The 22,526-nt window shown below is 70.1% G+C and carries 25 protein-coding genes and 2 tRNA genes; 10 read left to right on the forward strand and 17 right to left on the reverse strand.

The window, feature by feature from the left end; all coding sequences use genetic code 11:
• The first annotated feature begins 18 nt into the window (after nt 1–18).
• Nucleotides 19–339, forward strand: a complete 321-nt coding sequence (locus Q9R08_RS06430; RefSeq protein ID WP_308867058.1) for a hypothetical protein — start codon at nt 19–21, stop codon at nt 337–339.
• Nucleotides 314–907 (forward strand): hypothetical protein, encoded by a 594-nt coding sequence (locus Q9R08_RS06435; protein ID WP_418001318.1) that lies wholly within the window; start codon nt 314–316, stop codon nt 905–907. Before Q9R08_RS06430 ends, Q9R08_RS06435 begins: the two co-directional genes overlap by 26 nt.
• Before the next feature lie 9 nt (nt 908–916).
• Here the strand turns inward: Q9R08_RS06435 and Q9R08_RS06440 are convergent, their stop codons facing one another.
• The 6 genes from Q9R08_RS06440 to Q9R08_RS06465 form a co-directional block, all read right to left on the reverse strand.
• Nucleotides 917–1,411: a DUF2017 family protein gene (locus Q9R08_RS06440; RefSeq protein WP_308867059.1), complete on the reverse strand. Its 495-nt coding sequence runs from the start codon at nt 1,409–1,411 to the stop codon at nt 917–919.
• Nucleotides 1,408–1,707 carry an ATP-dependent Clp protease adapter ClpS gene (gene clpS, locus Q9R08_RS06445; RefSeq protein ID WP_308867060.1) on the reverse strand — a complete coding sequence of 100 codons (300 nt, stop codon included), beginning with the start codon at nt 1,705–1,707 and terminating at the stop codon, nt 1,408–1,410. Before clpS ends, Q9R08_RS06440 begins: the two co-directional genes overlap by 4 nt.
• Nucleotides 1,707–2,057, reverse strand: a complete 351-nt coding sequence (locus Q9R08_RS06450; protein WP_308867062.1) for a metallopeptidase family protein — start codon at nt 2,055–2,057, stop codon at nt 1,707–1,709. Before Q9R08_RS06450 ends, clpS begins: the two co-directional genes overlap by 1 nt.
• Nucleotides 2,058–2,112: 55 nt before the next feature.
• Nucleotides 2,113–2,188, reverse strand: a tRNA-His gene (locus Q9R08_RS06455).
• Nucleotides 2,189–2,225: 37 nt separating this feature from the next.
• The gene (gene orn / locus Q9R08_RS06460) at nt 2,226–2,852 is read right to left on the reverse strand and encodes an oligoribonuclease (protein ID WP_308867063.1); all 627 of its coding nucleotides are present in this window, start codon (nt 2,850–2,852) and stop codon (nt 2,226–2,228) included.
• A gap of 76 nt (nt 2,853–2,928) precedes the next feature.
• Nucleotides 2,929–3,001: transfer RNA gene (locus Q9R08_RS06465), tRNA-Arg, on the reverse strand.
• 105 nt (nt 3,002–3,106) lie between these two features.
• Between Q9R08_RS06465 and Q9R08_RS06470 the strand changes: the two genes are divergently transcribed.
• A complete protein-coding gene (locus tag Q9R08_RS06470) occupies nt 3,107–3,319 on the forward strand; it encodes a methyltransferase (RefSeq protein WP_308867064.1) in 213 nt (70 codons plus the stop codon).
• Between the two features lie 61 nt (nt 3,320–3,380).
• Here Q9R08_RS06470 and yczE read toward each other — a convergent pair whose 3' ends face one another.
• A complete protein-coding gene (yczE, locus tag Q9R08_RS06475; RefSeq protein WP_308867065.1) occupies nt 3,381–3,986 on the reverse strand; it encodes a membrane protein YczE in 606 nt (201 codons plus the stop codon).
• A 61-nt stretch (nt 3,987–4,047) separates the two neighbouring features.
• On the opposite strand from yczE, the gene yczR reads away from it, so the two are divergent.
• Nucleotides 4,048–5,472, forward strand: coding sequence for a MocR-like transcription factor YczR (gene yczR / locus Q9R08_RS06480; protein ID WP_308867066.1), 1,425 nt, complete (start codon nt 4,048–4,050; stop codon nt 5,470–5,472).
• Nucleotides 5,473–5,492: 20 nt separating this feature from the next.
• On the opposite strand, the gene Q9R08_RS06485 is transcribed toward yczR, so the two are convergent.
• Nucleotides 5,493–5,756 carry a hypothetical protein gene (locus Q9R08_RS06485; RefSeq protein WP_308867067.1) on the reverse strand — a complete coding sequence of 88 codons (264 nt, stop codon included), beginning with the start codon at nt 5,754–5,756 and terminating at the stop codon, nt 5,493–5,495.
• A gap of 231 nt (nt 5,757–5,987) precedes the next feature.
• Between Q9R08_RS06485 and ssb the strand changes: the two genes are divergently transcribed.
• From ssb to Q9R08_RS06505, 4 genes are all read left to right on the forward strand, one after another.
• Complete coding sequence (gene ssb / locus Q9R08_RS06490; protein ID WP_308867068.1) at nt 5,988–6,530, forward strand: single-stranded DNA-binding protein; 543 nt, start codon at nt 5,988–5,990, stop codon at nt 6,528–6,530.
• Between the two features lie 42 nt (nt 6,531–6,572).
• Nucleotides 6,573–7,103, forward strand: coding sequence for a DUF6993 domain-containing protein (locus tag Q9R08_RS06495; RefSeq protein ID WP_308867069.1), 531 nt, complete (start codon nt 6,573–6,575; stop codon nt 7,101–7,103).
• Between the two features lie 132 nt (nt 7,104–7,235).
• Nucleotides 7,236–8,915: an energy-dependent translational throttle protein EttA gene (ettA, locus tag Q9R08_RS06500; RefSeq protein WP_308867070.1), complete on the forward strand. Its 1,680-nt coding sequence runs from the start codon at nt 7,236–7,238 to the stop codon at nt 8,913–8,915.
• Nucleotides 8,908–9,429 carry an acyl-CoA thioesterase gene (locus Q9R08_RS06505; protein WP_308867071.1) on the forward strand — a complete coding sequence of 174 codons (522 nt, stop codon included), beginning with the start codon at nt 8,908–8,910 and terminating at the stop codon, nt 9,427–9,429. Before ettA ends, Q9R08_RS06505 begins: the two co-directional genes overlap by 8 nt.
• A gap of 179 nt (nt 9,430–9,608) precedes the next feature.
• Here the strand turns inward: Q9R08_RS06505 and Q9R08_RS06510 are convergent, their stop codons facing one another.
• Nucleotides 9,609–10,469: an acyl-CoA thioesterase gene (locus tag Q9R08_RS06510; RefSeq protein ID WP_308867675.1), complete on the reverse strand. Its 861-nt coding sequence runs from the start codon at nt 10,467–10,469 to the stop codon at nt 9,609–9,611.
• A 111-nt stretch (nt 10,470–10,580) separates the two neighbouring features.
• On the opposite strand from Q9R08_RS06510, the gene Q9R08_RS06515 reads away from it, so the two are divergent.
• A complete protein-coding gene (locus tag Q9R08_RS06515; protein WP_308867072.1) occupies nt 10,581–11,258 on the forward strand; it encodes a DUF8185 domain-containing protein in 678 nt (225 codons plus the stop codon).
• Between the two features lie 42 nt (nt 11,259–11,300).
• Here the strand turns inward: Q9R08_RS06515 and Q9R08_RS06520 are convergent, their stop codons facing one another.
• The 8 genes from Q9R08_RS06520 to pepN all read right to left on the reverse strand — a co-directional run bounded on the left by Q9R08_RS06520 (nt 11,301) and on the right by pepN (nt 21,139).
• Nucleotides 11,301–12,965, reverse strand: a complete 1,665-nt coding sequence (locus Q9R08_RS06520; protein WP_308867073.1) for an FAD-binding dehydrogenase — start codon at nt 12,963–12,965, stop codon at nt 11,301–11,303.
• 42 nt (nt 12,966–13,007) lie between these two features.
• The gene (locus Q9R08_RS06525; RefSeq protein ID WP_308867074.1) at nt 13,008–13,559 is read right to left on the reverse strand and encodes a globin; all 552 of its coding nucleotides are present in this window, start codon (nt 13,557–13,559) and stop codon (nt 13,008–13,010) included.
• Nucleotides 13,556–14,665: a mechanosensitive ion channel family protein gene (locus Q9R08_RS06530; RefSeq protein ID WP_308867075.1), complete on the reverse strand. Its 1,110-nt coding sequence runs from the start codon at nt 14,663–14,665 to the stop codon at nt 13,556–13,558. The genes Q9R08_RS06525 and Q9R08_RS06530 overlap by 4 nt, the downstream gene beginning before the upstream one ends.
• A 46-nt stretch (nt 14,666–14,711) precedes the next feature.
• Entirely contained in the window at nt 14,712–15,440 is a 729-nt protein-coding gene (locus Q9R08_RS06535) for a response regulator transcription factor (protein ID WP_308867076.1), read from the reverse strand.
• Nucleotides 15,437–16,732, reverse strand: coding sequence for a sensor histidine kinase (locus tag Q9R08_RS06540; RefSeq protein ID WP_308867077.1), 1,296 nt, complete (start codon nt 16,730–16,732; stop codon nt 15,437–15,439). Before Q9R08_RS06540 ends, Q9R08_RS06535 begins: the two co-directional genes overlap by 4 nt.
• A 10-nt stretch (nt 16,733–16,742) precedes the next feature.
• Nucleotides 16,743–17,546, reverse strand: coding sequence for an ABC transporter permease (locus Q9R08_RS06545; protein ID WP_308867078.1), 804 nt, complete (start codon nt 17,544–17,546; stop codon nt 16,743–16,745).
• Entirely contained in the window at nt 17,543–18,454 is a 912-nt protein-coding gene (locus Q9R08_RS06550) for an ABC transporter ATP-binding protein (RefSeq protein ID WP_308867079.1), read from the reverse strand. Before Q9R08_RS06550 ends, Q9R08_RS06545 begins: the two co-directional genes overlap by 4 nt.
• Nucleotides 18,455–18,592: 138 nt before the next feature.
• Nucleotides 18,593–21,139: an aminopeptidase N gene (gene pepN, locus Q9R08_RS06555; protein ID WP_308867676.1), complete on the reverse strand. Its 2,547-nt coding sequence runs from the start codon at nt 21,137–21,139 to the stop codon at nt 18,593–18,595.
• Between the two features lie 182 nt (nt 21,140–21,321).
• On the opposite strand from pepN, the gene Q9R08_RS06560 reads away from it, so the two are divergent.
• Complete coding sequence (locus tag Q9R08_RS06560; RefSeq protein WP_308867080.1) at nt 21,322–22,521, forward strand: ferrochelatase; 1,200 nt, start codon at nt 21,322–21,324, stop codon at nt 22,519–22,521.
• The last annotated feature ends 5 nt before the right edge of the window (nt 22,522–22,526 follow it).

Below are 22,526 nucleotides of genomic sequence, written 5' to 3' on the forward strand. Positions count from 1 at the left end.
GGCCGCTACCGTTGACCCATGCCCAACATCGCACTCGAACTCGGCAAGCAGTCCGCCTCCTTCGGCGTGAAGAGCGCATACGGGGACCAGCAGGACGTCGACGGCGTCCGCATCATCCCCGTTGCGCTGACGTGGTCCGGCTTCGGCGGTGGCTCCGACGAGGCCGGTAACGGCGGCGGTGGCGGAGGCGGCTGGGCGATCCCCGTCGGCGCTTATATCCGCCGCGGGGACGACCTTCGCTTCGAGCCGAACCTCATCGCGCTGCTCACCGTCGCGGTCCCGTTCGTCTTCTTCGCCGGCCGCGCCCTCAGCCGTGTCATCCGCACCATCAAGAAGTAGCACGGACGCAGTCGGCAACTCGCTTGCGATCGCGGTCGACCAGATCAGCCAGGCGATCGCGGCGGTTTCGGCATCCAATCCCGTCGTCCTCATCGACGGCCGCAGCGGTGCCGGCAAGTCGTCGCTGGCACGCGCGCTCGTCGCACGGTGGCCGCTGCGCGGCCGCGTGCAGGTCGTCGCGCTGGATTCCCTCTATCCGGGGTGGGACGGTCTGGACGACGGCGTCGAGCTGGCGCGGGAGCTGATCCTGAGACCGCATGCCCGAGGCCTCGTGGGCGTATGGCAGCGGTGGGACTGGACCATGGGAGAGCCGGCGGAGGCGCATGCGGTCGATCCGTCGCTGCCGCTCATCGTCGAAGGTGCCGGACTGCTCACCCCGGCGACCGCGCGGCTCGGAGACGTGCGGGTGTGGCTCGAATCGCCCGCGGCCTCACGCAAACAGCGGGCGCTCGCCCGCGACGGCGACGCCTACCGTCCGCACTGGGAGCGCTGGGCGCGCCAGGAGCAGCGGCACGTCGCACGCGATGATCCCATGCGGCTGGCCACCCTCGTCTTCCCCGTGCCCTGACGTCGGGCGTCAGTCGTCGGTGTCGAGCGCGTTCACGAGGCCGTCCAACCGGTACCCGATCCAGTCGTAGATGCCGAAGCGCGGGTCGGTGGTGTCGTGATCGTCCTCGCCCACGACACCGAGACGCGTGGCGAGGACCAGCCGCACCGCCGCGAGAGTGCGCAGCCACGCGTGTCCCGCAGCCGGTTCGAGCCGGATCTCGACCTGCTCGAGCAGAGCCGGGTCGTCGGGATCCTCGGGAATCGTCGCCGCCTCCTGCAGCGACGCCAGGACGTCGGCGGCGTCGGCGGCGCGCCGGTCCAGCAGATCGGACTGCGTCAGCGCGCGGAACTCCTTGGCGGCGTCGTCATCGTCGGAGTACGCGGGGGGCACGAGCCGCTCGAGCGCGGGATCGCCGTCCTCGGGCGCGGAGTCACGCAGCAGCTCGGCGAACTGGCCGACGAGGCCGGCGAGATGCGCGGCCTCCAGACGGGTGATCTCCATCACCACGACACGGTCGCTCATGCGGGCTCCTGCCGAACGGTCGCCCACAGGCCGTAGTCGTGCATGGCCTGGGCGTGCAGCTCCATCTGCTCCCGGGCCCCCTGCGCGACCACCGCGTGGCCCTCGTTGTGCACTGCGAGCATCAGGCGCTCCGCCTCGGCGCGCGCGAGCCCGAAGTACTCGCGGAACACATGCGTGACATAGCTCATCAGGTTGACCGGGTCGTCCCAGACGACCGTCTGCCAGGGTCGTGCCGGGTCGACGCGGGCTGCGAGATCGAGCTCGTGGTCGAGGGAGGGGACGGCGACGGGTGTCATCACGCCCACCCCAGCTCGTGCAGACGGTCGTCGTCGATCCCATAGAAGTGGGCGATCTCGTGCACGAGGGTCGTGTGGACCTCGTCACGCAGCTCGTCCTCGTCGTCGCACGCCGCCAGGTGCGGCTCACGGTAGACGATGATGCGGTCCGGCAGCTCGCCGACTCCGTACCGCTCGCGCTCCGTCAGCGCCCAGCCGTCGTAGAGTCCCAGCAGATCCAGACTGCCGTCCTCCGGGCGGTCTTCGACGACGAAGACGACGTTGTCGAGGCCCTCCACCATGTCGTCGGGGAGTGCATCCAGCTCATCCGTCACGAGTTGCTCGAAGGTCGCGGCATCCATCTCCATCATGATGCCTCGCCTCGACGCGAATGGGGCGCGAATACGCGCCCCATTCGACCGGAATTGGGGTGAGTAACGGGACTCGAACCCGCGACATCCGGCACCACAAGCCAGCGCTCTACCAACTGAGCTATACCCACCATGTCTCCCGCCTGAGCGGGCAACCAGACGATTCTCTCACACCTCTGGGGCAAACGACGACACCACGGCAGCGGCTGCTGCGCGCGCGCCGTCGCTCGTCGGACCCGGCTCGGGAACGAACACCGCCTGGCGGTAATACGCGAGTTCGCGGATCGATTCGAGGATGTCGGCGAGGGCCCGGTGGCCGCCGTCCTTCGCCGGAGCGTGGATGTACGCGCGCGGGTACCAGCGCCGCGCGAGCTCCTTGATGCTCGACACATCGACGTTCCGGTAGTGCAGCCAGCGGTCGACGCGCGGCATGTACTTCGCGAGGAACATGCGGTCGGTGCCGATCGTGTTCCCCGCGAGCGGGGCCCTTCCTTCGAGCGGCACGAAGCGCTGGATGTACTCCAGCACCTGGAACTCGGCATCCGCCAGGCTCACGCCGTGAGGGATCTCGTCCAGCAGTCCCGACGAACGATGCATGTTCGTCACGAACTCGTTCATGTTCGCCATCGCCGAATCGTCCGGCTTGATCACGACGTCGAAGCCCGCGTCGAGCGGTCGCAGCTCGAAGTCGGTCACGACGACGGCGATCTCCACCAGTTCGTCGACGCCGAGGTCGAGCCCCGTCATCTCGCAGTCGATCCACACCAGACGGTCGTTCTCGGATGCACCCACCATGTGCTCCATCCTTGTCGCAAGTCCAGACATCCCACGGGCCTGGACCCGAGTTCCGGCTCCCACGCCGGACCCGTTGCCCCTCCGGGAGGATTCGAACCCCCGACCTTGCGGGTAGAAACCGCTCGCTCTGTCCCCTGAGCTACGGAGGGAAAGGTGTTTCCACACTACCGGGTCGCACCACGCCGTCGCGGACGCTGGTGGATCGGGCCGGCGCGGCGTACCGTCGGCATCGGAGGCATCGAAAGGAGTTCACGATGAGCACCACAGAGACGCACCACCCGCTCTGGGTCGCCTACGGCGCGTCGGGCGTGGCAGGAAGCATCCGCAAGGACGACGACGGCTACACCGTCACGATGGCGGGCGCCGACCACTCGGCGGGCACCTATCCGACCATGGAGATCGCGAAGAGCGCACTGCATTCGCGGATGGCGCCGGGAAGCGACTGGCCGCTCTTCCGCGAGCACTGAGCGCGGCTCTCCGTCCGACGCCGCTGCCACCGGCGAGAGTGGGCCGCGTGTGGCTGCGGTGTCAGCGCGCCCGTTCGGCCACCACGGCCTCGCGTCGGCGCGTGTCGAGCAGGGGAAGTGCGACGTGGACGAGCGGGCCGATCAGTACCGCGAAGAGCACGGTACCGATGCCGACTGTGCCGCCGAGGAGCCATCCGATGAGTAGCACGGTGAGTTCCACCAGCGCGCGGCAGAGCCAGATCGGCCAGCCGAGCCGCGCGTTCATGCCGGTCATGAGCCCGTCACGCGGCCCGGGACCGAAGTGCGCACCGATGTAGAGGCCTGAGGCGATAGCGACCAGCAGGATGCCGCCCAGCAGCGTCGCGAGCTGTGCGGGGAACCCCGTCACCGGCGGGACGACCCCGATCACGAGCTGCATGCTGGTGCCGACGAGCAGGATGTTCGCGATGGTTCCGACACCGGGCTTCTGCCGCAGCGGAATCCACAGCAGCAGCACGATGAAGCCCACGATGTTTGTGATCCAGCCGATGCCGATGCCCGTTCGCACGGAGAGTCCTTGCGCGAAAACAGTCCAGGGGTCGACGCCCAGTCCCGCCTGCACAGTGAGGGCGCAGCCGGCTCCGTAGAGGAACAGGCCGACGAGCAGCTGGATGATGCGGCGGGGCATGACTCCATCCAATCTCATGATTGGCCTGCGACATGCAGTCCAATATGACTACGCTGGCCTTATGGATTCTCGGGTCTCGGCGCGCGCCCTGGCAGCCTCCCTCGGCGGCTGGCGCACGAGAGAGCCCGCGTACGAGGCACTGGCCGACGGCATCCGGCTGCTCTGCCTCGACAACCGACTCGCGCCGCGGACCGCCCTGCCCGCGGAACGGGAGCTGGCCGGCGCACTTCACGTGAGTCGCAGTACCGTCGCTGCGGCCTATCGGAGTCTGCGCGACACCGCCCACATCGCGAGCCTGCGAGGATCGGGCAGCGTCACCCTGCCGCTCGGACGCCGCGACGCCGGCCGCGTCGACGCGGTGGACGGCATGATCGATCTGCAGCAGGCCAGCCCACCGGCGTGGCCGGGGCTCGCGGGCATCATGGCGGAGACGGCGGCGAGCGCATCCTCGCTGGTGTCCCGCGTCGGATACGACGTGCTCGGACGCATCGAGCTTCGCGAGGCCATCGCACGCCGCTACACGGACCGGGGCGTGCCGACGCATCCGGACGAGGTGCTCGTGACGACGGGTGCGCAGAGCGCGATCCATCTCGTCTCGTCGGTGCTCATCGGACGCGGCGACCGTGTGCTCGTCGAGACGCCGACCTACCCGCACGCGGCGGACGCCATCCGACGCGTAGGAGCGCGGCTCGTCGGAATACCGGTGACGACAGACGACGGGTGGGACATCGACCGCGCCGAGCAGGCGTTCGTGCGCACGCTCCCGGTCATGGCGTACCTGATGCCCGACTTCCAGAACCCGACCGGGCGCAGTATGACCGCCGAGGAACGGCAATCGATGCTCGTGGCGGGTGAACGCTCGGGATCCGTGCTCGTGCTCGATGAGACGACTGCCGATCTCGACATCGATCGCGGCACCTTGCCACCGGGTTTCGAACCCTCTGAACCGGGGACGGTGGTGCGGCTCGGCTCGCTCGGGAAGACGGTATGGGGCGGGCTGCGGCTCGGCTGGGTGCGCGCCGACGGCGAGCTCATCCGCCGGCTCGTGGCGGCGAGGCCGGCGCACGACCTGGGAACGCCGGAGTTCGAACAGGCGATCGCGACACGCCTGCTGACCCGCTTCGACGAGATCGTGACCCAGCGATCGCAGCTGCTGCGGTCCGGTCGCGACGCGCTGGTGGCTGCGCTCCGCGCGGCTGTCCCGTCATGGGACATCCCGGCCGTCCACGGAGGAGTGTCGCTGTGGATCGAACTCGGTGCGCCGCTCAGTTCGGCGCTGGTCATGGAGGCACGCTCCCGCGGTCTGCTGTTGAGTGCGGGACCGCGGTTCTCCGTCGAGGGTGGCCATGAACGTCACCTGCGGGTGCCGTTCACCGCCCCGCCCGAGGAGATGGTGCGCGCCTCACGCGTGCTCGCCGAGGCATGGGAGGCGGTACGGGCAGGTGCCCCGTCGTCCATCGCGGAGCGAGCCGACGCGGTCATCTGAGCGGGCGCCCGGCACGCTCCTCACCGCGCGAATCGCAGGCACTCCACGGCGTCGTCGGCGCTCCAGAAGTCCCCGAGGTCGCGAAACGCGTGGGAGGGCGCGTGGAAACGGCGCGCCCGGAAGCGGCTCCCGCCGGGATGCGGCACCCCCTGCAGGTGGCCGATGACCACGCCCGCGTGATCCAGCACGCGCCAGAGTGCGGGCGCCGCGGCGACGAGATGCACGCGCGGGTTCGAGGTGAGGCGAGGTGTGCGGGATTGTCCAGCTTCGATGACGGTCGACATGATTCCTCCTTCCGCTCGAACATATCTACGGGTTGCGACATTCCATGTTCGCGCGGCCTCCGGCGATTCCTCCCCAGATCCCCCCTGGCACGGGCTCTCCCCAGATCGCCGGTTGCCCAGCCCATGCACCGGGTCGCCGGGTGAGGCTGGACCCACCGCCGGCGTCCTCGGGCACGGGGCGCCGGCGGTACCACCCGGGGAGAGTCCCCGGCCTGAGAGACGGGACACGATATGAGCGACAGAGGCGACACCATCACGATCACCGGGAATGTGGCCACGCCACCTGAGCTGAAGCGCACGCCGGGGGGTGTGGTGATCACGACCTTCCGCGTCGCGAGGAGCCTTCGGCGGTACAACCGCGAGACCGGCGCCTGGGCCGATGCGGGCACGAACTTCTATACGGTGTCGGCCTACCGCACCCTCGCCGAGCACGCGCACCACTCGCTCCGCAAGGGCGATCGCGTCATCCTGACCGGCCACCTGCGCGTGCGCGAGTGGGACAACGGCACCCGCAAGGGGACCGCGGTCGAGATCGACGCCGATGCGATCGGTCACGATCTGCGGTGGGGGACGACGACCTTCCTGAAGGATTCGCAGGACGCGACGATGGATGCTGCGCGCGTCCTGCCGCAGGGGGCGGAGGAGGACGCGTGGGCGGCTCCCGGTGTCGAATCCGCTCCCGCGGGCAGCGACGGTCCGGATGCGCCGCCGGTGCTCGTCGGGGCAGTGTCCGCTGCCTCTTCGGCAGTCGACGGCGACGAGACACCCTTCTGACGCGTGCAGGCTGCGCCGGGCGGGCGGCCCTAAACTCTCCCCGTGGCCCGAGACCTCCCGCCCCGCGCTCGCTTCGAAGCCCGGCACCGCCCTATCGCATCGGCGATCGCGGCATTGCTGCTCGCCGCCGCATTGACCGCGTGCGCTCCGGAAACCGTCCCCGACCCGACGTCCTCGCCGACCGTCACCGCGACGACCGCTCAGCCCGGTCCGAGCTCGACCCCCGAGAGCCCGGCCGAGGCGACGCTCATGCCGGACGGTACGGCCGCAGACAACCTCCCGCTGTTCGCGGCGGTGACCGCCGCGGTTTGGGCGTCGGAAGGCCGAGTGACCGGACGTGCATACGTGGACGCGCTAGCGGCCGCCGGCTTCGACAAGGCGGCGATGCAGGTGACCGCCGATCAGACGACGGTGGGCAACCCGGCAGAGAGCATCCAGTTCGCGGTGCGCTGGGGCGACGAATGCCTCGTCGGCCAGGTGGGTCCGGCGACCGGGAACCCGGTCACGGTGGTGGTGCCGGTCCTCGCCGAAGGAACCTGCCTCGTCGGACAGACACGACCCATCGACTGGTGACACCCGCCGTCGCGTGGGACGCGCCGGACGGCGGCGGTCCGCAGCTCGCGGGCTCGCACCGGGAGTCGGTCGGTCGAGAGGCCGGTAGGCTGGGACGCTGACGTCCGAAGTCCGAGGAGAGCAGAAACCCGCATGGCTGAGTACATCTACTCCATGGTCCGCGCCCGAAAGGCCGTCGGCGACAAGCTGATCCTGGATGACGTCACGATGGCGTTCCTTCCCGGCGCGAAGATCGGCATGGTCGGTCCGAACGGCGCCGGAAAGTCCACGATCCTGAAGATCATGGCGGGCCTCGACACCCCGTCGAACGGCGAGGCGAAGCTGAGCCCCGGCTTCAGTGTCGGCATCCTCATGCAGGAGCCCGAGCTCGATGAGACCAAGACCGTGCTGGAGAACATCGAGGACGGCATCGCGATCAAGGCGAAGGTCGACCGCTTCAACGAGATCTCGGGCCTCATGGCCGACCCCGATGCGGACTTCGATGCACTGCTGGCCGAGATGGGCGTACTGCAGGAAGAGATCGACGCGGCAGATGCGTGGGACCTCGACTCGCAGCTCGAGCAGGCGATGGACGCGCTGCGGACCCCGCCCGGGGACGCCGAGATCGGCCCTCTGTCGGGCGGTGAGAAGCGGCGTGTCGCACTGACCAAGCTACTGCTTCAGAAGCCCGACCTGTTGCTGCTCGACGAGCCCACGAACCACCTCGACGCCGAGAGCGTGCTGTGGCTCGAGCAGCACCTCCAGAAGTACCCCGGCGCAGTGATCGCCATCACGCACGACCGGTATTTCCTCGACAACGTGGCCGAGTGGATCGCCGAGGTCGACCGCGGCCGCCTCATCGGCTACGAGGGCAACTACTCGACGTACCTCGAGAAGAAGGCGGAGCGTCTCGCCATCCAGGGCAAGAAGGACGCGAAGCTCGCCAAGCGTCTCGCCGAGGAGCTCGACTGGGTGCGCTCGAACGCGAAGGGCCGCCAGGCGAAGTCGAAGGCGCGTCTGGCCCGCTACGAGGAGATGGCCGCTGAGGCCGACCGCACGCGGAAGCTGGACTTCGAGGAGATCACGATCCCGCCGGGGCCGCGCCTGGGAAGCGTCGTGATCGAGGCGAAGAAGCTCCAGAAGGGCTTCGACGGCCGGTCGCTCATCGACGGTCTGAGCTTCAGCCTGCCGCCCAACGGCATCGTCGGCGTGATCGGCCCCAACGGCGTCGGAAAGACGACCCTGTTCAAGACGATCGTCGGCCTCGAGCCGCTTGACGGCGGAGACCTCAAGATCGGCGAGACGGTGAAGATCAGCTACGTCGACCAGTCCCGCTCGAACATCGACCCCAGCAAGACGCTGTGGGAGGTCGTCTCGGACGGGCTCGACATCATCACGGTCGGCAAGACCGAGATTCCGTCGCGCGCCTACGTGTCGAAGTTCGGCTTCAAGGGACCCGATCAGCAGAAGAAGGCCGGCGTCCTGTCGGGTGGTGAGCGCAACCGCCTCAACCTCGCGCTGACGCTCAAGGAGGGCGGAAACCTTCTGCTCCTCGACGAGCCGACCAACGACCTCGACGTCGAGACCCTGCAGTCGCTCGAGAACGCGCTCCTGGAGTTCCCCGGCTGCGCTGTGGTCATCACGCACGACCGGTGGTTCCTCGACCGCATCGCGACGCACATCCTCGCGTACGAGGGCACCGATGAGGACCCCGACCAGTGGTACTGGTTCGAGGGCAACTTCGAGGCGTACGAGGCCAATAAGATCGAGCGCCTGGGTGCCGACGCCGCGCGTCCGCACCGCACCGCCTACCGCAAGCTCACGCGTGACTGACACCCGCGACGCGGCGGTCGCGCTCGATGGAGCCGGCCGCCGCCTGCACATCCCCATCCACCTGCGGTGGGGCGACCTCGACGCGTTCAACCACGTCAACAACACGTCCATGCTGAAGCTCCTCGAAGAGGCGCGCGTGCGGGCGTTCTGGCTGCCGGAACCGGGGGAGGACGCGCCCGACACCGCGGTGCTCGACTCCAGCATCTTCAGTGGGATGCTGACCCTCATCGCCCGGCAGGAGATCGAGTACCTGGCGCCGGTGCCGTACCAGCGGCACCCGCTCGACGTGCAGATGTGGTTCGGCAAGCTCGGCGGCTCGAGCATCGAGGTCTGCTACGAGGTGCGCAGCCCCGTCGAGACGGGCGCCGATGGCCAGACCCTCTACGCGCGCGCCACGACGGTGATCGTGAAGGTGGACGCCGCGTCAGGCCGCCCGCTCCGACTCAGCCCCGAGGAGCGGGCCGCGTGGCGACCATACATCGGCGAGCCCATCGTCTACGCCCACCGTCACTGACGCCGCCGGCGCCGACGCATCGCTCCGACGCTCCGCGCTGACGCTCCGGCGCGCACCCATCGCTTCGATTCTCTGGCGCCGACGCTCCGGCGCCGCCGCATCGCGCTGACGGTCGGGCGCTCACGCCTCCGGCGCCGCCCCGGAGGCGCTGGCGCACCGGCGCAGACGCCGGGTGCGCGTCAGCCGGCGGCCCCGGCCTCGTCGGGGACGCGGACCATGATCTCCTGCGCGACGCTGGCCAGCAGCGTGCCGTCAGCAGCATAGATGCGTCCGGTCGCCAGGCCTCGCCCGCCGCGAGCGCTCGGCGACTCCTGGACGTACAGCATCCACTCGTCGACACGGCCGAAGCGGTGCCACCACATCGCATGATCGAGGCTGGCGACCTTGAGCCCGGGAGTGGCCCATGAGACGCCGTGCGCGCGGAGGATCGACTCCTGGATCGTCAGGTCGCTCAGGTAGGCGAGCGCCGCCCGGTGGGTCGCGGGGTCGTCGGGGATCTGTCGGCGCACGCGCATCCAGACCGCCTGCCGCGGAGCGCGCTCGGGGTCCGCGGCGACGTAGATCGGCGCGGGGATGTGGCGCAGGTCCACCGGCCGGTCGGTGAACAGACGCTTCGACATCGGGTGCAGGCCTTGAAGGTGCGATTCGACGTCGGGAAGCTCGTCGGGTGCCGGCAGGCCTTCGGGCATCGGCTCATGGTGGTCGAGACCCGGGTCCTCGTCCTGGAACGAGGCGATCATCGAGAAGATCGGCACGCCCTCCTGGTACGCCTGCGTACGCCGCGTCGAGAAGGAGCGTCCGTCATGGATGCGGTCGACCGAGAAGGTGATGCCCTTCGTCGAGTCGCCGGGGCGCAGGAAGTACCCGTGCATCGAGTGCACGATCCGCTCGTCGGGGATGGTCCGCGACGCCGCGACGATCGACTGCGCCAGCACCTGACCGCCGTATACGCGGCCTAGCGGCATCGACTGCGACCGCCCCGTGAAGATGTCCTCGGTGGTGCGGGCATCCGAGGCGCTCAAGTCGATCACCGACAGCATCGACGCGACCGGATCGGTCTCGGGCGCCGCCTCGGCGTTCGGCTCGGCTTCCACGGTGCTCCTCTCCCGGCCGGCGACCGCCCGCAGGTCCGGTTGGTAGCTTAGAAGACGATGTCTCCGCGCCTGTTGCTTGCCGACCCCGAGTCCGCGGCCGACGCCCTCACGTTCGCCGCCCGCGCCGCGCGCTTCACGGTCGAGGGCGTGCGGCTGCAGGCCTCCGGTGGCGTGCTCGCGATGACCGCCGCCCCGCTCGCGCCCCGCGGGTTCGGCGACCCGACGCCCACGGTGCTGGCTCTGCGCACCCTCGGGGCGGATCCGGAGCTCGTGTGCGACCTGGTGGTCGATGCCTCCGCTCTCTCCGCATCTCCCGACGATGCGCGGGCGCTGACGCTTCCCGAGACCGCCCTGTCGCCGGCGTGGGCAGGCATCACGCCGCCCCGCAGCGGTTGGGAAGCACGGCCCGGCATCGACGCGTCGACCCTTGCCGCGAAGGCCCAGGGCGGGATCGCCCGTGTCGCCGACGCCGTGCCGACGGATGCCGGCGAAGACGTCGTGCGGACGGTGCGCGCCGCGGTGTGGGGGGCGCCCGACGACGAACTGGGCGGGCTGCCGCTCGGCGTCGCCTTCGCTGCGCTCAGCCTCGGGTTCATCAGCGGCGGCGAGACCGCCCGGGTGTTCTCGAGCGGGCCGTGGAGACGCGTGAGCCTCACGCGGGGGCACGTGCTGATGCGCGGACCGGTGGCCACCGGTCTCACGCCCGTTCGCCGGACAGGTCCGGCCGCGAGCTGAGGCCGACGTCCGGTCCGCCCGGACGTCTGATCACACGCGAGGTCAGACGGCCGCCGCGGCGGCCCGGCCGGCCACGCGCCCCGAGAAGAGGCATCCACCGAGGAATGTCCCCTCCAGGGCGCGGTAGCCGTGCACGCCGCCGCCGCCGAACCCGCTCGCCTCTCCCGCGGCGTACAGTCCGGGGACCGGTTCGCCACCGACGCCGAGCGCCCGGGCGGACAGGTCGGTCTCGATGCCGCCCAGGGACTTGCGCGTGAGCACGTGCAGTTTGACGGCGATGAGCGGTCCGGACTTGGGATCGAGGATCCGGTGGGGGCTCGCCGTGCGTATGAGCCGGTCCCCGCGGAAGGCCCGTGCCGAGCGCAGCATGGCGATCTGCGCGTCCTTGGTGAAGTCGTTGGCCATCTCGCGGTCCCGTGCTTCGACCTCGATTCGCACGCGATCGGGGTCGAGGGCATCTCCTCCGGGGAGAGCCTGCATGCCGGCGATGAGATCGTCGAGTGTGTTGCGCACGACGAAGTCGGCGCCCTGGTCCATGAACGCCTGCACCGGGCCGGACGCGCCCTTGCCCAGGCGGGACTTGGCGAGCAGCCGCACGTCCTTGCCGGTGAGATCCGGATTCTGCTCGCTGCCCGAGAGCGTGAACTCCTTCTCGATGATCTGCTGCGACAGCACGAACCACGAGTGGTCGTATCCCGTGGCGCGCAGGTGCGCGAGGGTGCCGAGGGTGTCGAACCCCGGGAACAGCGGGACCGGCAGGCGGTTGCCCGTCGCGTCGAGCCAGATCGACGACGGGCCGGGGAGGATGCGGATGCCGTGATCCGGCCACACCGGGTCCCAGTTCTGAATGCCCTCGACGTAGTGCCACATGCGGTCGCCGTTGATGAGACGGGCGCCCGCCGCCTCGCTGACCGGCTGCAGGGAGCCGTCGACGTAGGCCGGGACACCGGTCAGCATCGTCGCCGGGGGAGTGCCCAGGCGGTCCGGCCACCACTTGCGCACCAGCTCGTGGTTGCCCCCGATGCCTCCGGACGAAACGATCGTGGCGCCCGCGGTGATCGAGAACGCGTCGACGACCTCCCGCGAGCTCGCCGCACCGCGCGCCGCCCCGGACGGTGCGAGCACGTCGCCCGAGGCACCGGTGACCGTGCCGGCGTCCAGCGTGAGCGAAGTGACGCGGTGGCGCGGCAGGATCGTCACGCGTCCCTCCGCCTCGCCGGCTTCGACGGCTGCCTGGAACGGGGCCACGACGCCCGGTCCGGTACCCCAGGTCACGTGGAACCGGGGCACCGAGTTCCCGGGTCCGGTGGCGGAGTATCCGCCGCGCTCGGCCCAGCCGACGATCGGGAAGAAGCCGACGCCCTTCTCGCGCAGCCACGAGCGCTTCTCCTCGTGGGCGAACTGCAGGTAGGCCTCGGCCCAGCGGCGCGGCCAGAGGTCTTCGTCGCGGTCGAAGCCCGCGTTGCCCAGCCAGTCCTGACGGGCGAGGTCGAGCGAGTCATGGATGCCGAGGCGGCGCTGCTCCGGCGAATCGATGAAGAACAGCCCGCCGAACGACCACCACGCCTGACCGCCGAGATTGGAGCGGGGCTCCTGGTCCACGATCGTGACGCGTTTTCCGGCGGCGACGGCCTCCGCCGTCGCGACGAGACCGGCGAGGCCCCATCCGATGACGAGGATGTCGGTGTGGTGGGCGGCGGGGGGCATGTCGACTCCTTCGTCGGCGGGGGTGAAGACCGAGACCGTGTCTCAGCGAGCGGTGCCGGGCTCCGCGGGCGGGGCTGCCGTCACGGGGAAGGATGCCGTGCTGCGAGCGCCTGCGGCGGGTCCGATGCCCGAAGGCTCGAAGGTGTTCACCATCGCATACGCGGCACGCTGCAGGTAGTCCCAGAGCGTCACCTCGTGCAGGGGCGGCAGTTTCAGCTCGTCCACCGCGACGCGCATGTGGGCGAGCCACCGGTCGCGCGCGCCGGGATCGACATGGAACGAGGCGTGCCGCATGCGCAGGCGCGGGTGCCCACGCTCCTGGCTGTACGTCGTCGGGCCGCCCCAGTACTGCTCGAGGAAGAGGGTCAGGCGCTCTTTCGCGGGACCGAGGTCCTCTTCGGGGTACATCGGCCGCAGCAGCTCGTCGTCGGCGACGCCGCGGTAGAACGCGTCCACGAGCCGCACGAAGGTGTCATGTCCGCCGACCTCGTCGTAGAAGCTGAGCGGCGCAGCCGGTTCCGCGGCGGGCAGAGGGGAGGCGCCCGCGTCGCCCGGGGCGCCGGCGGGCGGCAGGGGAGGCGTGGGGTCGGTCATGGCGTTCCTCCGGGGGTCGTGCCGAGCTGATCGTCCGGTGACGCGGTCTTCTTGCTCGTACGCTTGGGCTTCCACACGGCACGCTCGGGAGTGGACGTCACGGGGGTGGGCTTGGTCCTCGGCGGGTTGGCGCCGCGCACGCGCTGAGCGCCCTCGATACCCGTGGGCATCACTGCGGTGAGCGCGGGAAGCGTGATGCCCATCTCGTCGATCGTGTGCTTGAGCCGCATGCGCAGCTCGCGCGCGACGTCGTCCTTCGCGTTGGCGCGGGTCTTCATCACGAGGCGGATGACGAGCGCGTCGCCCGAGATGGACTCGAGTCCCCACACCTCGGGCTGCTCGAGGATCCGCGTGCGCCACTTGGGGTCCTTCGCCAGGGCCTTGGCGGTGTCGAGCATCGCTTTCTCGACCTCGTCGATGTCGGAGTCGGTGGCGACGGACAGATCGAGGATGACGCGGGACCAGCCCTGCGACAGATTGCCGATGCGCGTGATCTCGCCGTTGCGGACGTACCAGAGTGTGCCGTTGACGTCGCGCACGTGGGTCACGCGGACGCTCACGTACTCCACGATGCCGGTCGCGAGACCGAGGTCGACGACGTCGCCGATGCCCACCTGATCCTCGGCGACGATGAAGATGCCGTTGAGCACGTCCTTGACGATGTTCTGGGCACCGAAGCCGAGGCCGGCGCCGATGGCGGCGGTCAGCAGGGTGAGCGAGCCGAGCGCTGTCGGGGCGAGGACGTTGAGGATCAGCAGCAGCGCGATGATGACGATCGTCACGTTGACGATGTTGCTGAGGATCGAGCCCAGGGTGCGCGTGCGCTGGACGAGCCGCACCGACGCGAGCGGTGACCGCTCCAGCGCCTGCGTGTCGTCGACGTTCGCCTTGTTCTTCGCGCCGTTGACGATCCGGTTCACCACGCGGTGGATGACGAGGCGCAGGATCCACGTGACCAGGATCGCGCCGACGATGATGCCGGCGACAGCGGCCAGGTTCAGACCTGCCCTCGTGAAGAATGCGCCGACCTCCTGCCACAACGCCGCGTCCGTGAGGTCTACGGTCTCGGGCGAAGGCGTGGCGTTGTCGAGGGGAGCGCTGATCATCGTGACGATCCTAACGGCGCACCCGCCGCTCGGCCTGAGGCCGTACTCAGGCTGTCTGGCTGCTGCCGTCAGCCCCGCCACCGCCGCCAGGTCGCCCCGGCGACGCTGCATCCACGAGACGGAGACGGTGCGCGAGGATCACGGCGTGCACGCGGTCGCGGGCGCCGATCTTCGCCAGGACACGTCCGACGTGCGTCTTCACCGTCGACTCGCTGACGAAGAGGTGCTGCGCGATCTCCGCGTTCGTCATGCCGTGCGCGATCGCGAGGAACACCTCACGCTCCCGCTCGGTCAGCTCAGAAGTGGGATCGGCAGGCGCCGGTGGCGGTGCGAGCGGGGTGCTCGGCGCGGCGTGCAGCCGCTCGATCAGGCGGCGGGTGACCGCGGGCGCGAGCACGGCATCACCGCGATGCACGGCACGGATGGCCGCTGTGAGCTCGGCGCGCTGTACGTCCTTCAGGAGGAACCCGCCGGCACCGGCCTCGAGGGCACCGAACGCGTACTCGTCCAGGTCGAACGTCGTCAGCACGAGCACGCGCGTCGCGGGATGGGCCGCGACGATCTCGCGCGTCGCGGCGATGCCGTCGGTGCGCGGCATCCGGATGTCCATGAGCACGACGTCGGGGGAGTGCTCGGCGACGGCGCGAACGGCCTCCTCACCGTCGGCGGCCTCGCCGACCACCTCGAACTCGGGCTCGGCCTCGAGAACGAGCCGGAAGCCGAGACGGATCAGCTCCTGGTCGTCGGCCAGCAGGATGCGGATGCCGTCGGTCATGGATTCTCCTTCCCGGGATCGAGCCCGGTGTCACTCGCCCCGGCGGCCGGGAGCGAGGCCCGCACCATCCAGCGCCCGCCCTCCGCGGGTCCGGCGGTCAGCTGTCCGCCGACATGCGCGGCGCGCTCGCGTAGACCCGGCAGCCCATAGCCTCCGCGGGCATCGCCTGCCGGCTCAGGGCGCGCGCGGACGCCGTCGTTGACGATCTCCACCTCGACGTCGTCGCCCACGACGATGCGCACGTCGATGCGGGACGCGGTCGGTGCGTGCCGCATGGCGTTGGTCAGTGACTCCTGCACGATCCGTGTCACCGCGAAGCGCACCTCGGCGGGTACGGAGTCGATGCGCCCCTCCGTGTGGAGGCGCACCGGGAAGCCGGCACGCTGGGCCGCCTCCACGGCGTCGCCCGCCGTCGCGGGCAGGACCGGCGACAGGGGTGCTCCGGGTGACGGGTCGGGGTCGCGCAGCACACCCAGCATCGCCCGCATCTCGGCGAGCGCACCGCGAGCGGTCGCGGCGATCTGCTCCGTCGCCACCCGGGCGCGCGCCGGATCCGTGGTGGCGGTCGCGCCCTCGGCCAATGCGACGACGACGGTCAGGTTGTGCGACACGATGTCATGCATCTCCCGCGCGATGCGCGTGCGCTCGGCCGCGGCTCCCAGCCGCGCCTGTTGGTCGCGCTCGACGAGCAGCTGCCGTGAGCGGTCTATGAGCGCCTCCAGGTACCGCCGCCGGTTGCCGACGTTCACTCCGATGAGCGCGGCGATGAGCAGGACGACGACCGCCGATACGAGCGTGGTGACGAGCGACGTCAGCTCGGACGGCAGCGCGAGCACCGTGATGGCCGTGGCCAGCGTCATCGCCGCCGTCGCCGCCCCCAGGGCGATCCAGCAGGCGCGTGCGGAGCGGTACACCGCGACGGCGTAGAGGGCGAAGGCCGGGAGGAGATGGGATGCCGGAACCAGGCTCGGCGGAAGCACCAGCACCGGCACCATGGTGGCGGCGAACACCGCGAGCGGCCGATCACGGCGGAGCATCAGCGCGGCGGACGCGAGCAGGATCAGGACGACCGCGAGCCAGACCTGCGCGTCCGTCGGCGGCGCACCGAACTCCGCGCGGAGTGTCACGGCCGGTGCCGACAGCACCAGCGCGACGAATGCGATGACTGCGTCGGCGATGCGCCGATGCCGCGCCCAGTAGCGGCGGAAGAAGCCGGGCTCCCGCGGCAGCAGCAGACCGTCGTCGGCGCCCGGAGGGGCGCCGACGACGGCCGTGAGAGTGCGACGGGGCATCCGGCCGACTCTACGCGTCGCGGGTGCGCAGCACCGCCCAGCCGCCGACGAGCAGCACGGCGACCCAGCCGATCAGGGCGAGGAGTGCCGGCAGGACGTCTTCGGCGCCGGGAGTGGAGATGGTGCTCGCGGCGGCCATGGGCAGGTACTCCCCGAGGTCGACGATCCACTGCCATGCCTCGCCCGCCATGGCGAACATGCTCGTGACGATCGGCAGCACGAACAGCAGGCCGACGGTCGCCGCGATGGCTCCCGCGCCGTTTCGGACCAGGAACCCCCACCCCAGCCCGATGAGCGTGAACGCCACCATCGACAGCACGCCGTAGGCGAGCGGGATCCACGACTGCGCGGCATCCGACCAGTCGATCTGCTCGGAGAGCAGCGGCGAGGTCGCGAGGATGGCGATCGCGTACATGACGACCGTCGTCGCGGCCATCAGCGCGCTGACGACGACCGCCTTGGCGGCGAGCACCGTCCCACGGCGGGGGTCCGCGGTCAGGGTGGAACGGATCATGCCGGTCGAGTACTCGCCCGTGATCGCGATGGCACCGAGGATGCCCGCGACGAGCATCGTGAACTGGGTGGGCGTGAGGATGGCGCTCACGGCGGGGAATTCCGGTCCGAACGACGAGGAGGCTGCCGCGATCATCATCGATATGCCCACCGAGAGGGCTGCCGCGATGCCGAGCGACCACCAGGTCGACCGCAGGCTGACGAGCTTGATCCCCTCGCTGCGGATGAGGTGGCCGAACGTCAGGCGGTGGGCGGAGGCGGCCCGGGTCGCGTGGGCCGGAGGCGCGGTGAGCGTGGTCATGAGATCTCCTTGGAGGCGTACTCGACGGCTTCGCCGGTGAGGGCGAGATAGGCGTCCTCGAGCGATCCGGTTCGTGAGGTCAGCTCGTGCACGGGGATGCCGAGCGAGGCGGCGAGGTCACCCACGACGGCGGCGGTGACGCCCGAGATCTCCGCGGCGCCGGGTTCGGTCGCGGTCACCGCGATGTCGGGGCCCCCGAGCGCCGCGACGAGCTCCGTGAGGCGCGGGGAGCGCACCGCCACGGTGTTGGTGGTCCAGGCGCGCACCAGTTCGGAGAGCTCGGCGTCGGCGAGCACCCGGCCGCGGCCGAGGACGATGACGTGATCGGCGGTCTGCGCCATCTCACTCATGAGATGTGAGGACAGCAGCACCGTGCGTCCTTCGGCCGCGAGATGGCGGACGAACTGCCGCACCCACCGCACGCCCTCGGGATCGAGCCCGTTCACCGGCTCGTCGAGGATCAGGGTCCGGGGGTCGCCGAGCAGGGCCGCAGCGATGCCGAGCCGCTGGCCCATGCCGAGGGAGAACTTGCCGGCGCGCTTGCCTGCGACGGATCCGATGCCGGTGAGCTCGATGACCTCATCGACCCGCGCATTGCCGATGCCGTGGGTCGCGGCCATCGCCCGCAGGTGGTTGCGGGCCGAGCGCCCCGTGTGCACCGCCTTGGCGTCGAGCAGCACCCCGACTTCTGTCAGCGGCGCGCGAAGCCGCGAGTAGGGCTCCCCACCGACGGTGACGGTGCCCGACGTAGGCCGGTCCAGGCCGACGATCATGCGCATGGTGGTGGACTTGCCGGCACCGTTCGGACCGAGGAACCCGGTCACCTTGCCCGGCTGCACCGTGAACGAAACGTCCGATACGGCGGTCTTGTCTCCGAATCGCTTCGTGAGATTCTCTGCAACGATCATGCTCCCACGCTAGGAGCGCGCCGCTTCGGGCGCGTCCACCTGGAGGACGAACATGCGCCTCGACGAGTGGTACCACGGTGCCGCAACGACGGATGCCCCGGCTCGGCGACTGCCGAGGCCGGGGCATCCGTGTGTCGGCTACTGGGCGTCGCGGTCCTGCACCGAGAGCGCGCGCTCGACGCCCGCGAGGTTCTCGGCCACCAGGCGGCGCAGCGCCGGGGCGGCGTCGACGTTCGCCTCGAGCCAGGCGCGCGTGGCGTCGCGCAGGGCGACGTTCGCGAGCGGCGCGGGGTAGAGGCCGACGATCAGGTACTGCGCGATCTGGTAGGTGCGCGAGTCCCAGATCGGCAGCAGTGCGTCGAAGTAGCGCGCGACGAAGCCGTCGAGCAGCTCGCGGCCGGCCGGGTGCACGAAGCCGAGCGCGGCGGCGCGGACGATCGTGTTCGGCTGGTCGTCGCTGTCGACGAGCGACGACCACGCGGCGGCCTTCGCCTCGGGAGAGGGCAGGGCGGCCTTGGCCTGGGCAGCGAACTCCCCGCCCTTGGCGGTGTTGTCGGCTGCGAGCGCGGCGTCGATGTCGTCCGCCGTCACGACGCCGCCGGCCGCGAGCGACACGAGCAGCTGCCACGACAGGTCGGTGTCGATCGCGAGGTCGGCGAAGGTGACCTCGCCGTCGCGCACTTGACGCACCTTCTCCCACTGGCTCGGCGTGGCGGCCGCCGAGGCGAACGCCGTGACGAACTGCAGCTGGCTGTCGCTGCCTGCCTCCGCTGCCTCGGCGAGCTGCCACAGCGCATCGGCGACGTGGGCGCGGGTGACGTCGCGCTTCTCGGGCGCCACGTACGAGTTCGCCGCGAGCTGCAGCTGCGCGAGCGTCGTGCGCACGGTGGTCGACTCGGTCTCGGCGCCGATGTTGCGCAGCACCAGGTCGACGTAGTCCGAGGCGGATGCCTCGGCGTCGCGCGTCTGGTCCCACGCGGCACCCCACACCAGCGACCGCGCGAGCGGGTCGCTGATCTTGCCGAGGTGATCGATCGCGGTCTGCAGCGACCGGTCGTCGAGGCGGATCTTGGCGTACGCCAGGTCCTCGTCGTTCAGCAGCACGAGCGCGGGGCGCGTGCGGCCCTTGAGCTCCGGTACCTCCGTCAAGTCGCCGTCGACGTCGAGCTCGACGTGGTGCACGCGCACGAGGGCGTCGCCGTCGAGTTCGTAGAAGCCGACGCCGAGACGGTGCGGCCGGATCGTGGGGTAGTCGGCCGGCGCGGTCTGCACGATCGCGAAGCGCGTGATGGTGCCGTCGACATCCGTCACGATCTCGGGCGACAGCGTGTTCACGCCGGCGGTCTCGAGCCACTTCTTCGACCACGTCGAGAGCTCACGGCCGCTGGTGACCTCGAGCTCGGAGAGCAGGTCCGACAGCTCGGTGTTCGACCACTCGTGCTTCTTGAAGTAGGCGCCCACGCCCGCGAAGAACTCGTCGATGCCGACCCACGCGGCCAGCTGCTTGAGCACCGAGCCGCCCTTGGCGTACGTGATGCCGTCGAAGTTGACCTGCACGTCTTCGAGGTCGTTGATCTGCGCGACGACGGGGTGCGTGGAGGGCAGCTGATCCTGGCGGTACGCCCAGGTCTTCTCCATGGCGTTGAAGGTCGTCCACGCCTCGGTCCACTCGGTGGCCTCGGCGGTGGCGATCGTCGACGCCCACTCGGCGAACGACTCGTTCAGCCAGAGGTCGTTCCACCACTTCATGGTGACGAGGTCGCCGAACCACATGTGCGCGAGCTCGTGCAGGATCGTGACGACGCGACGCTCCTTGACGGCATCCGTCACCTTCGAGCGGAACACGTAGGTCTCGGTGAAGGTCACCGCGCCGGCGTTCTCCATCGCCCCCGCGTTGAACTCGGGGACGAACAGCTGGTCGTACTTCGCGAACGGATAGGCGTAGTCGAACTTCTCCTCGAAGTAGGCGAAGCCCTGACGCGTCTTGTCGAAGATGTAGTCGGAGTCGAGGTACTGCCAGAGGCTCTTCCGGCCGTACACGCCGAGGGGGATGACGCGGCCCGACGAGCTGGTGAGCTCCGAGAACGTCGCCTCGTAGGGGCCGGCGATGAGCGCCGTGATGTACGACGAGATGCGCGGAGTGGGCTCGAAGCGCCACGTCGCGGTGCCGTCCCCGTGCTTCTTGGGCTCGGGGGTGGGGGAGTTGGAGACGACCTTCCACGGCTCGGGCGCGGTCACCGTGAACGCGAACGTCGCCTTCAGGTCGGGCTGCTCGAAGACCGCGAAGACGCGGCGCGAGTCGGGAACCTCGAACTGCGAGTAGAGGTACACCTCGCCGTCGACCGGGTCGACGAAGCGGTGCAGGCCCTCGCCTGTGTTCGTGTAGAGGCAGTCGGCGTCGATGACGAGCTCGTTGTCGGCGGCGAGGCCGTCGAGGGCGATCCGCGAGTCCGCGAAGGCGGCTGCCGGGTCGATGGACCGCCCGTTGAGGGTGATCTCGCGCACATCGCGCGCGATGAGGTCGATGAACGTCGCGGCGCCCGCAGTGGCGGTGAAGCGGACGACGGTGCGCGATCCGAAGATCTCGGCGCCCTTCGTCAGGTCCAGCGCGATCTCGTAGGACTGCGTGTCGACGATCGCGCGGCGCTCCTGCGCCTCGATCCGGGTGAGGTTCTCTCCAGGCACTGCTTTGGCTCCCATGGGTGAGGATGACGGATGATCTCGATAAGCCCGTTGCGCGGACACTCGATCCGGCGGCCGCCATCAGCGCTGCTGGCACCGATGACAACCGGTCCAGCCTATGTCAGCCGCCGTGTGAAGCACCGATCGTGGGCGGAATCGTGCGCTCCGGGTGTCAGGATGGAGGGGTGACCTCTCCCGAGCAGCACGTCGTACCGTTCGCATCGCCCGCCGCCGCCTCCGGGGCTCCGTACGTGGAGCAGGCCGTCGCCTACGACGGCATCCTGCTCGCCGGGTTCGGGGGTCCCGAGGGCCAGGACGACGTCATCCCGTTCCTCCGCAACGTCACGCGCGGTCGGGGCATCCCCGACGAGCGCCTCGAGGAGGTCGCCCACCACTACCGCCATTTCGGCGGGGTGAGCCCGATCAATGCGCAGAACCGTGCGCTGAAGGCTGCGCTCGAGGCGGAGCTCGCCACCCGCGGCATCGATCTTCCGGTGTACTGGGGCAACCGCAACTGGGCGCCGTATCTCGATGAGGCGGTGACGGATGCCGCGGCCGCGGGCGACACGAGGCTCCTGGGCCTCGCCACCAGCGCCTACTCGTCGTTCTCGAGCTGCCGGCAGTACCGCGAGGATTTCGCACGCGTGCTCACCGAGACGGGACTGGAGGGCACCGTCACGATCGACAAGGTGCGCCAGTTCTTCGATCACCCCGGCTTCGTACAGCCCTTCGTCGACGGCGTGCGCGACGCCGTGAGCGGATTCCTCGCCGACGGCATCGCCCCCGAGGCGATACGCGTGCTGTTCTCGACCCACAGCATTCCGACCGCGGATGCCGAGCGGTCCGGCCCGCGCGAAGGGGACGAGCAGCACCGTGATCTCGGCGAGGGGGGCGCTTACGCGGCCCAGCACCTCGCCGTCGCCGAGGTGGTCATGGCGGCGGTCGCGGCGGAGGTGCCGGGCGCCGACCGGGTCGCGTGGGATCTCGTCTACCAGTCGCGCTCGGGCCCGCCGAGCCAGCCATGGCTCGAGCCCGACGTCAACGACGTGATCGCCGAGCTTCCCTCGGCCGGCGTGCAGGCGGTGGCGATCGTCCCCCTCGGCTTCATGAGCGACCACATGGAGGTTCTGTGGGACCTCGACACCGAGGCGATGGATGCCGCGGCGGAGGCGGGAATCCGTGCTGTGCGCACGCCGACGCCCGGTGTCGACCCGGTGTTCGTGTCGGGGCTCATCGACCTCGTCCAGGAGCGGTTGAACGGAACCCCGGCAGCGCAGCGCCCGCACGCGACGGACCTCGGGCCGTGGTTCGACGTGTGCCGCCCGGCCTGCTGCGAGAACGTGCGCGCGGGCTTCAAGCCCGCTGCCGCCGGCGTCGCGCCCTGAGCCAC

It is taken from the genome of Microbacterium psychrotolerans, from assembly GCF_031085295.1.
Lineage (GTDB): Bacteria > Actinomycetota > Actinomycetes > Actinomycetales > Microbacteriaceae > Microbacterium > Microbacterium psychrotolerans.

Coding starts and splice junctions, on each gene's coding strand:
- Q9R08_RS06520 (WP_308867073.1), bottom strand. CDS start 12,965: ATGCCCCCCGCCGCCCACCACACCGACATCCTCGTCATCGGATGGGGC.
- Q9R08_RS06540 (WP_308867077.1), bottom strand. CDS start 16,732: ATGCCCCGTCGCACTCTCACGGCCGTCGTCGGCGCCCCTCCGGGCGCC.
- Q9R08_RS06510 (WP_308867675.1), bottom strand. CDS start 10,469: ATGCTGTCGGTGATCGACTTGAGCGCCTCGGATGCCCGCACCACCGAG.
- orn (WP_308867063.1), bottom strand. CDS start 2,852: ATGGTGGGTGCATCCGAGAACGACCGTCTGGTGTGGATCGACTGCGAG.
- ssb (WP_308867068.1), top strand. CDS start 5,988: ATGAGCGACAGAGGCGACACCATCACGATCACCGGGAATGTGGCCACG.
- Q9R08_RS06430 (WP_308867058.1), top strand. CDS start 19: ATGCCCAACATCGCACTCGAACTCGGCAAGCAGTCCGCCTCCTTCGGC.
- Q9R08_RS06535 (WP_308867076.1), bottom strand. CDS start 15,440: ATGACCGACGGCATCCGCATCCTGCTGGCCGACGACCAGGAGCTGATC.
- Q9R08_RS06485 (WP_308867067.1), bottom strand. CDS start 5,756: ATGTCGACCGTCATCGAAGCTGGACAATCCCGCACACCTCGCCTCACC.
- Q9R08_RS06450 (WP_308867062.1), bottom strand. CDS start 2,057: ATGATGGAGATGGATGCCGCGACCTTCGAGCAACTCGTGACGGATGAG.
- Q9R08_RS06550 (WP_308867079.1), bottom strand. CDS start 18,454: ATGATCGTTGCAGAGAATCTCACGAAGCGATTCGGAGACAAGACCGCC.
- clpS (WP_308867060.1), bottom strand. CDS start 1,707: ATGACACCCGTCGCCGTCCCCTCCCTCGACCACGAGCTCGATCTCGCA.
- yczR (WP_308867066.1), top strand. CDS start 4,048: ATGGATTCTCGGGTCTCGGCGCGCGCCCTGGCAGCCTCCCTCGGCGGC.
- ettA (WP_308867070.1), top strand. CDS start 7,236: ATGGCTGAGTACATCTACTCCATGGTCCGCGCCCGAAAGGCCGTCGGC.
- Q9R08_RS06515 (WP_308867072.1), top strand. CDS start 10,581: ATGTCTCCGCGCCTGTTGCTTGCCGACCCCGAGTCCGCGGCCGACGCC.
- Q9R08_RS06545 (WP_308867078.1), bottom strand. CDS start 17,546: ATGACCACGCTCACCGCGCCTCCGGCCCACGCGACCCGGGCCGCCTCC.
- Q9R08_RS06470 (WP_308867064.1), top strand. CDS start 3,107: ATGAGCACCACAGAGACGCACCACCCGCTCTGGGTCGCCTACGGCGCG.
- yczE (WP_308867065.1), bottom strand. CDS start 3,986: ATGCCCCGCCGCATCATCCAGCTGCTCGTCGGCCTGTTCCTCTACGGA.
- Q9R08_RS06440 (WP_308867059.1), bottom strand. CDS start 1,411: ATGAGCGACCGTGTCGTGGTGATGGAGATCACCCGTCTGGAGGCCGCG.
- Q9R08_RS06525 (WP_308867074.1), bottom strand. CDS start 13,559: ATGACCGACCCCACGCCTCCCCTGCCGCCCGCCGGCGCCCCGGGCGAC.
- Q9R08_RS06530 (WP_308867075.1), bottom strand. CDS start 14,665: ATGATCAGCGCTCCCCTCGACAACGCCACGCCTTCGCCCGAGACCGTA.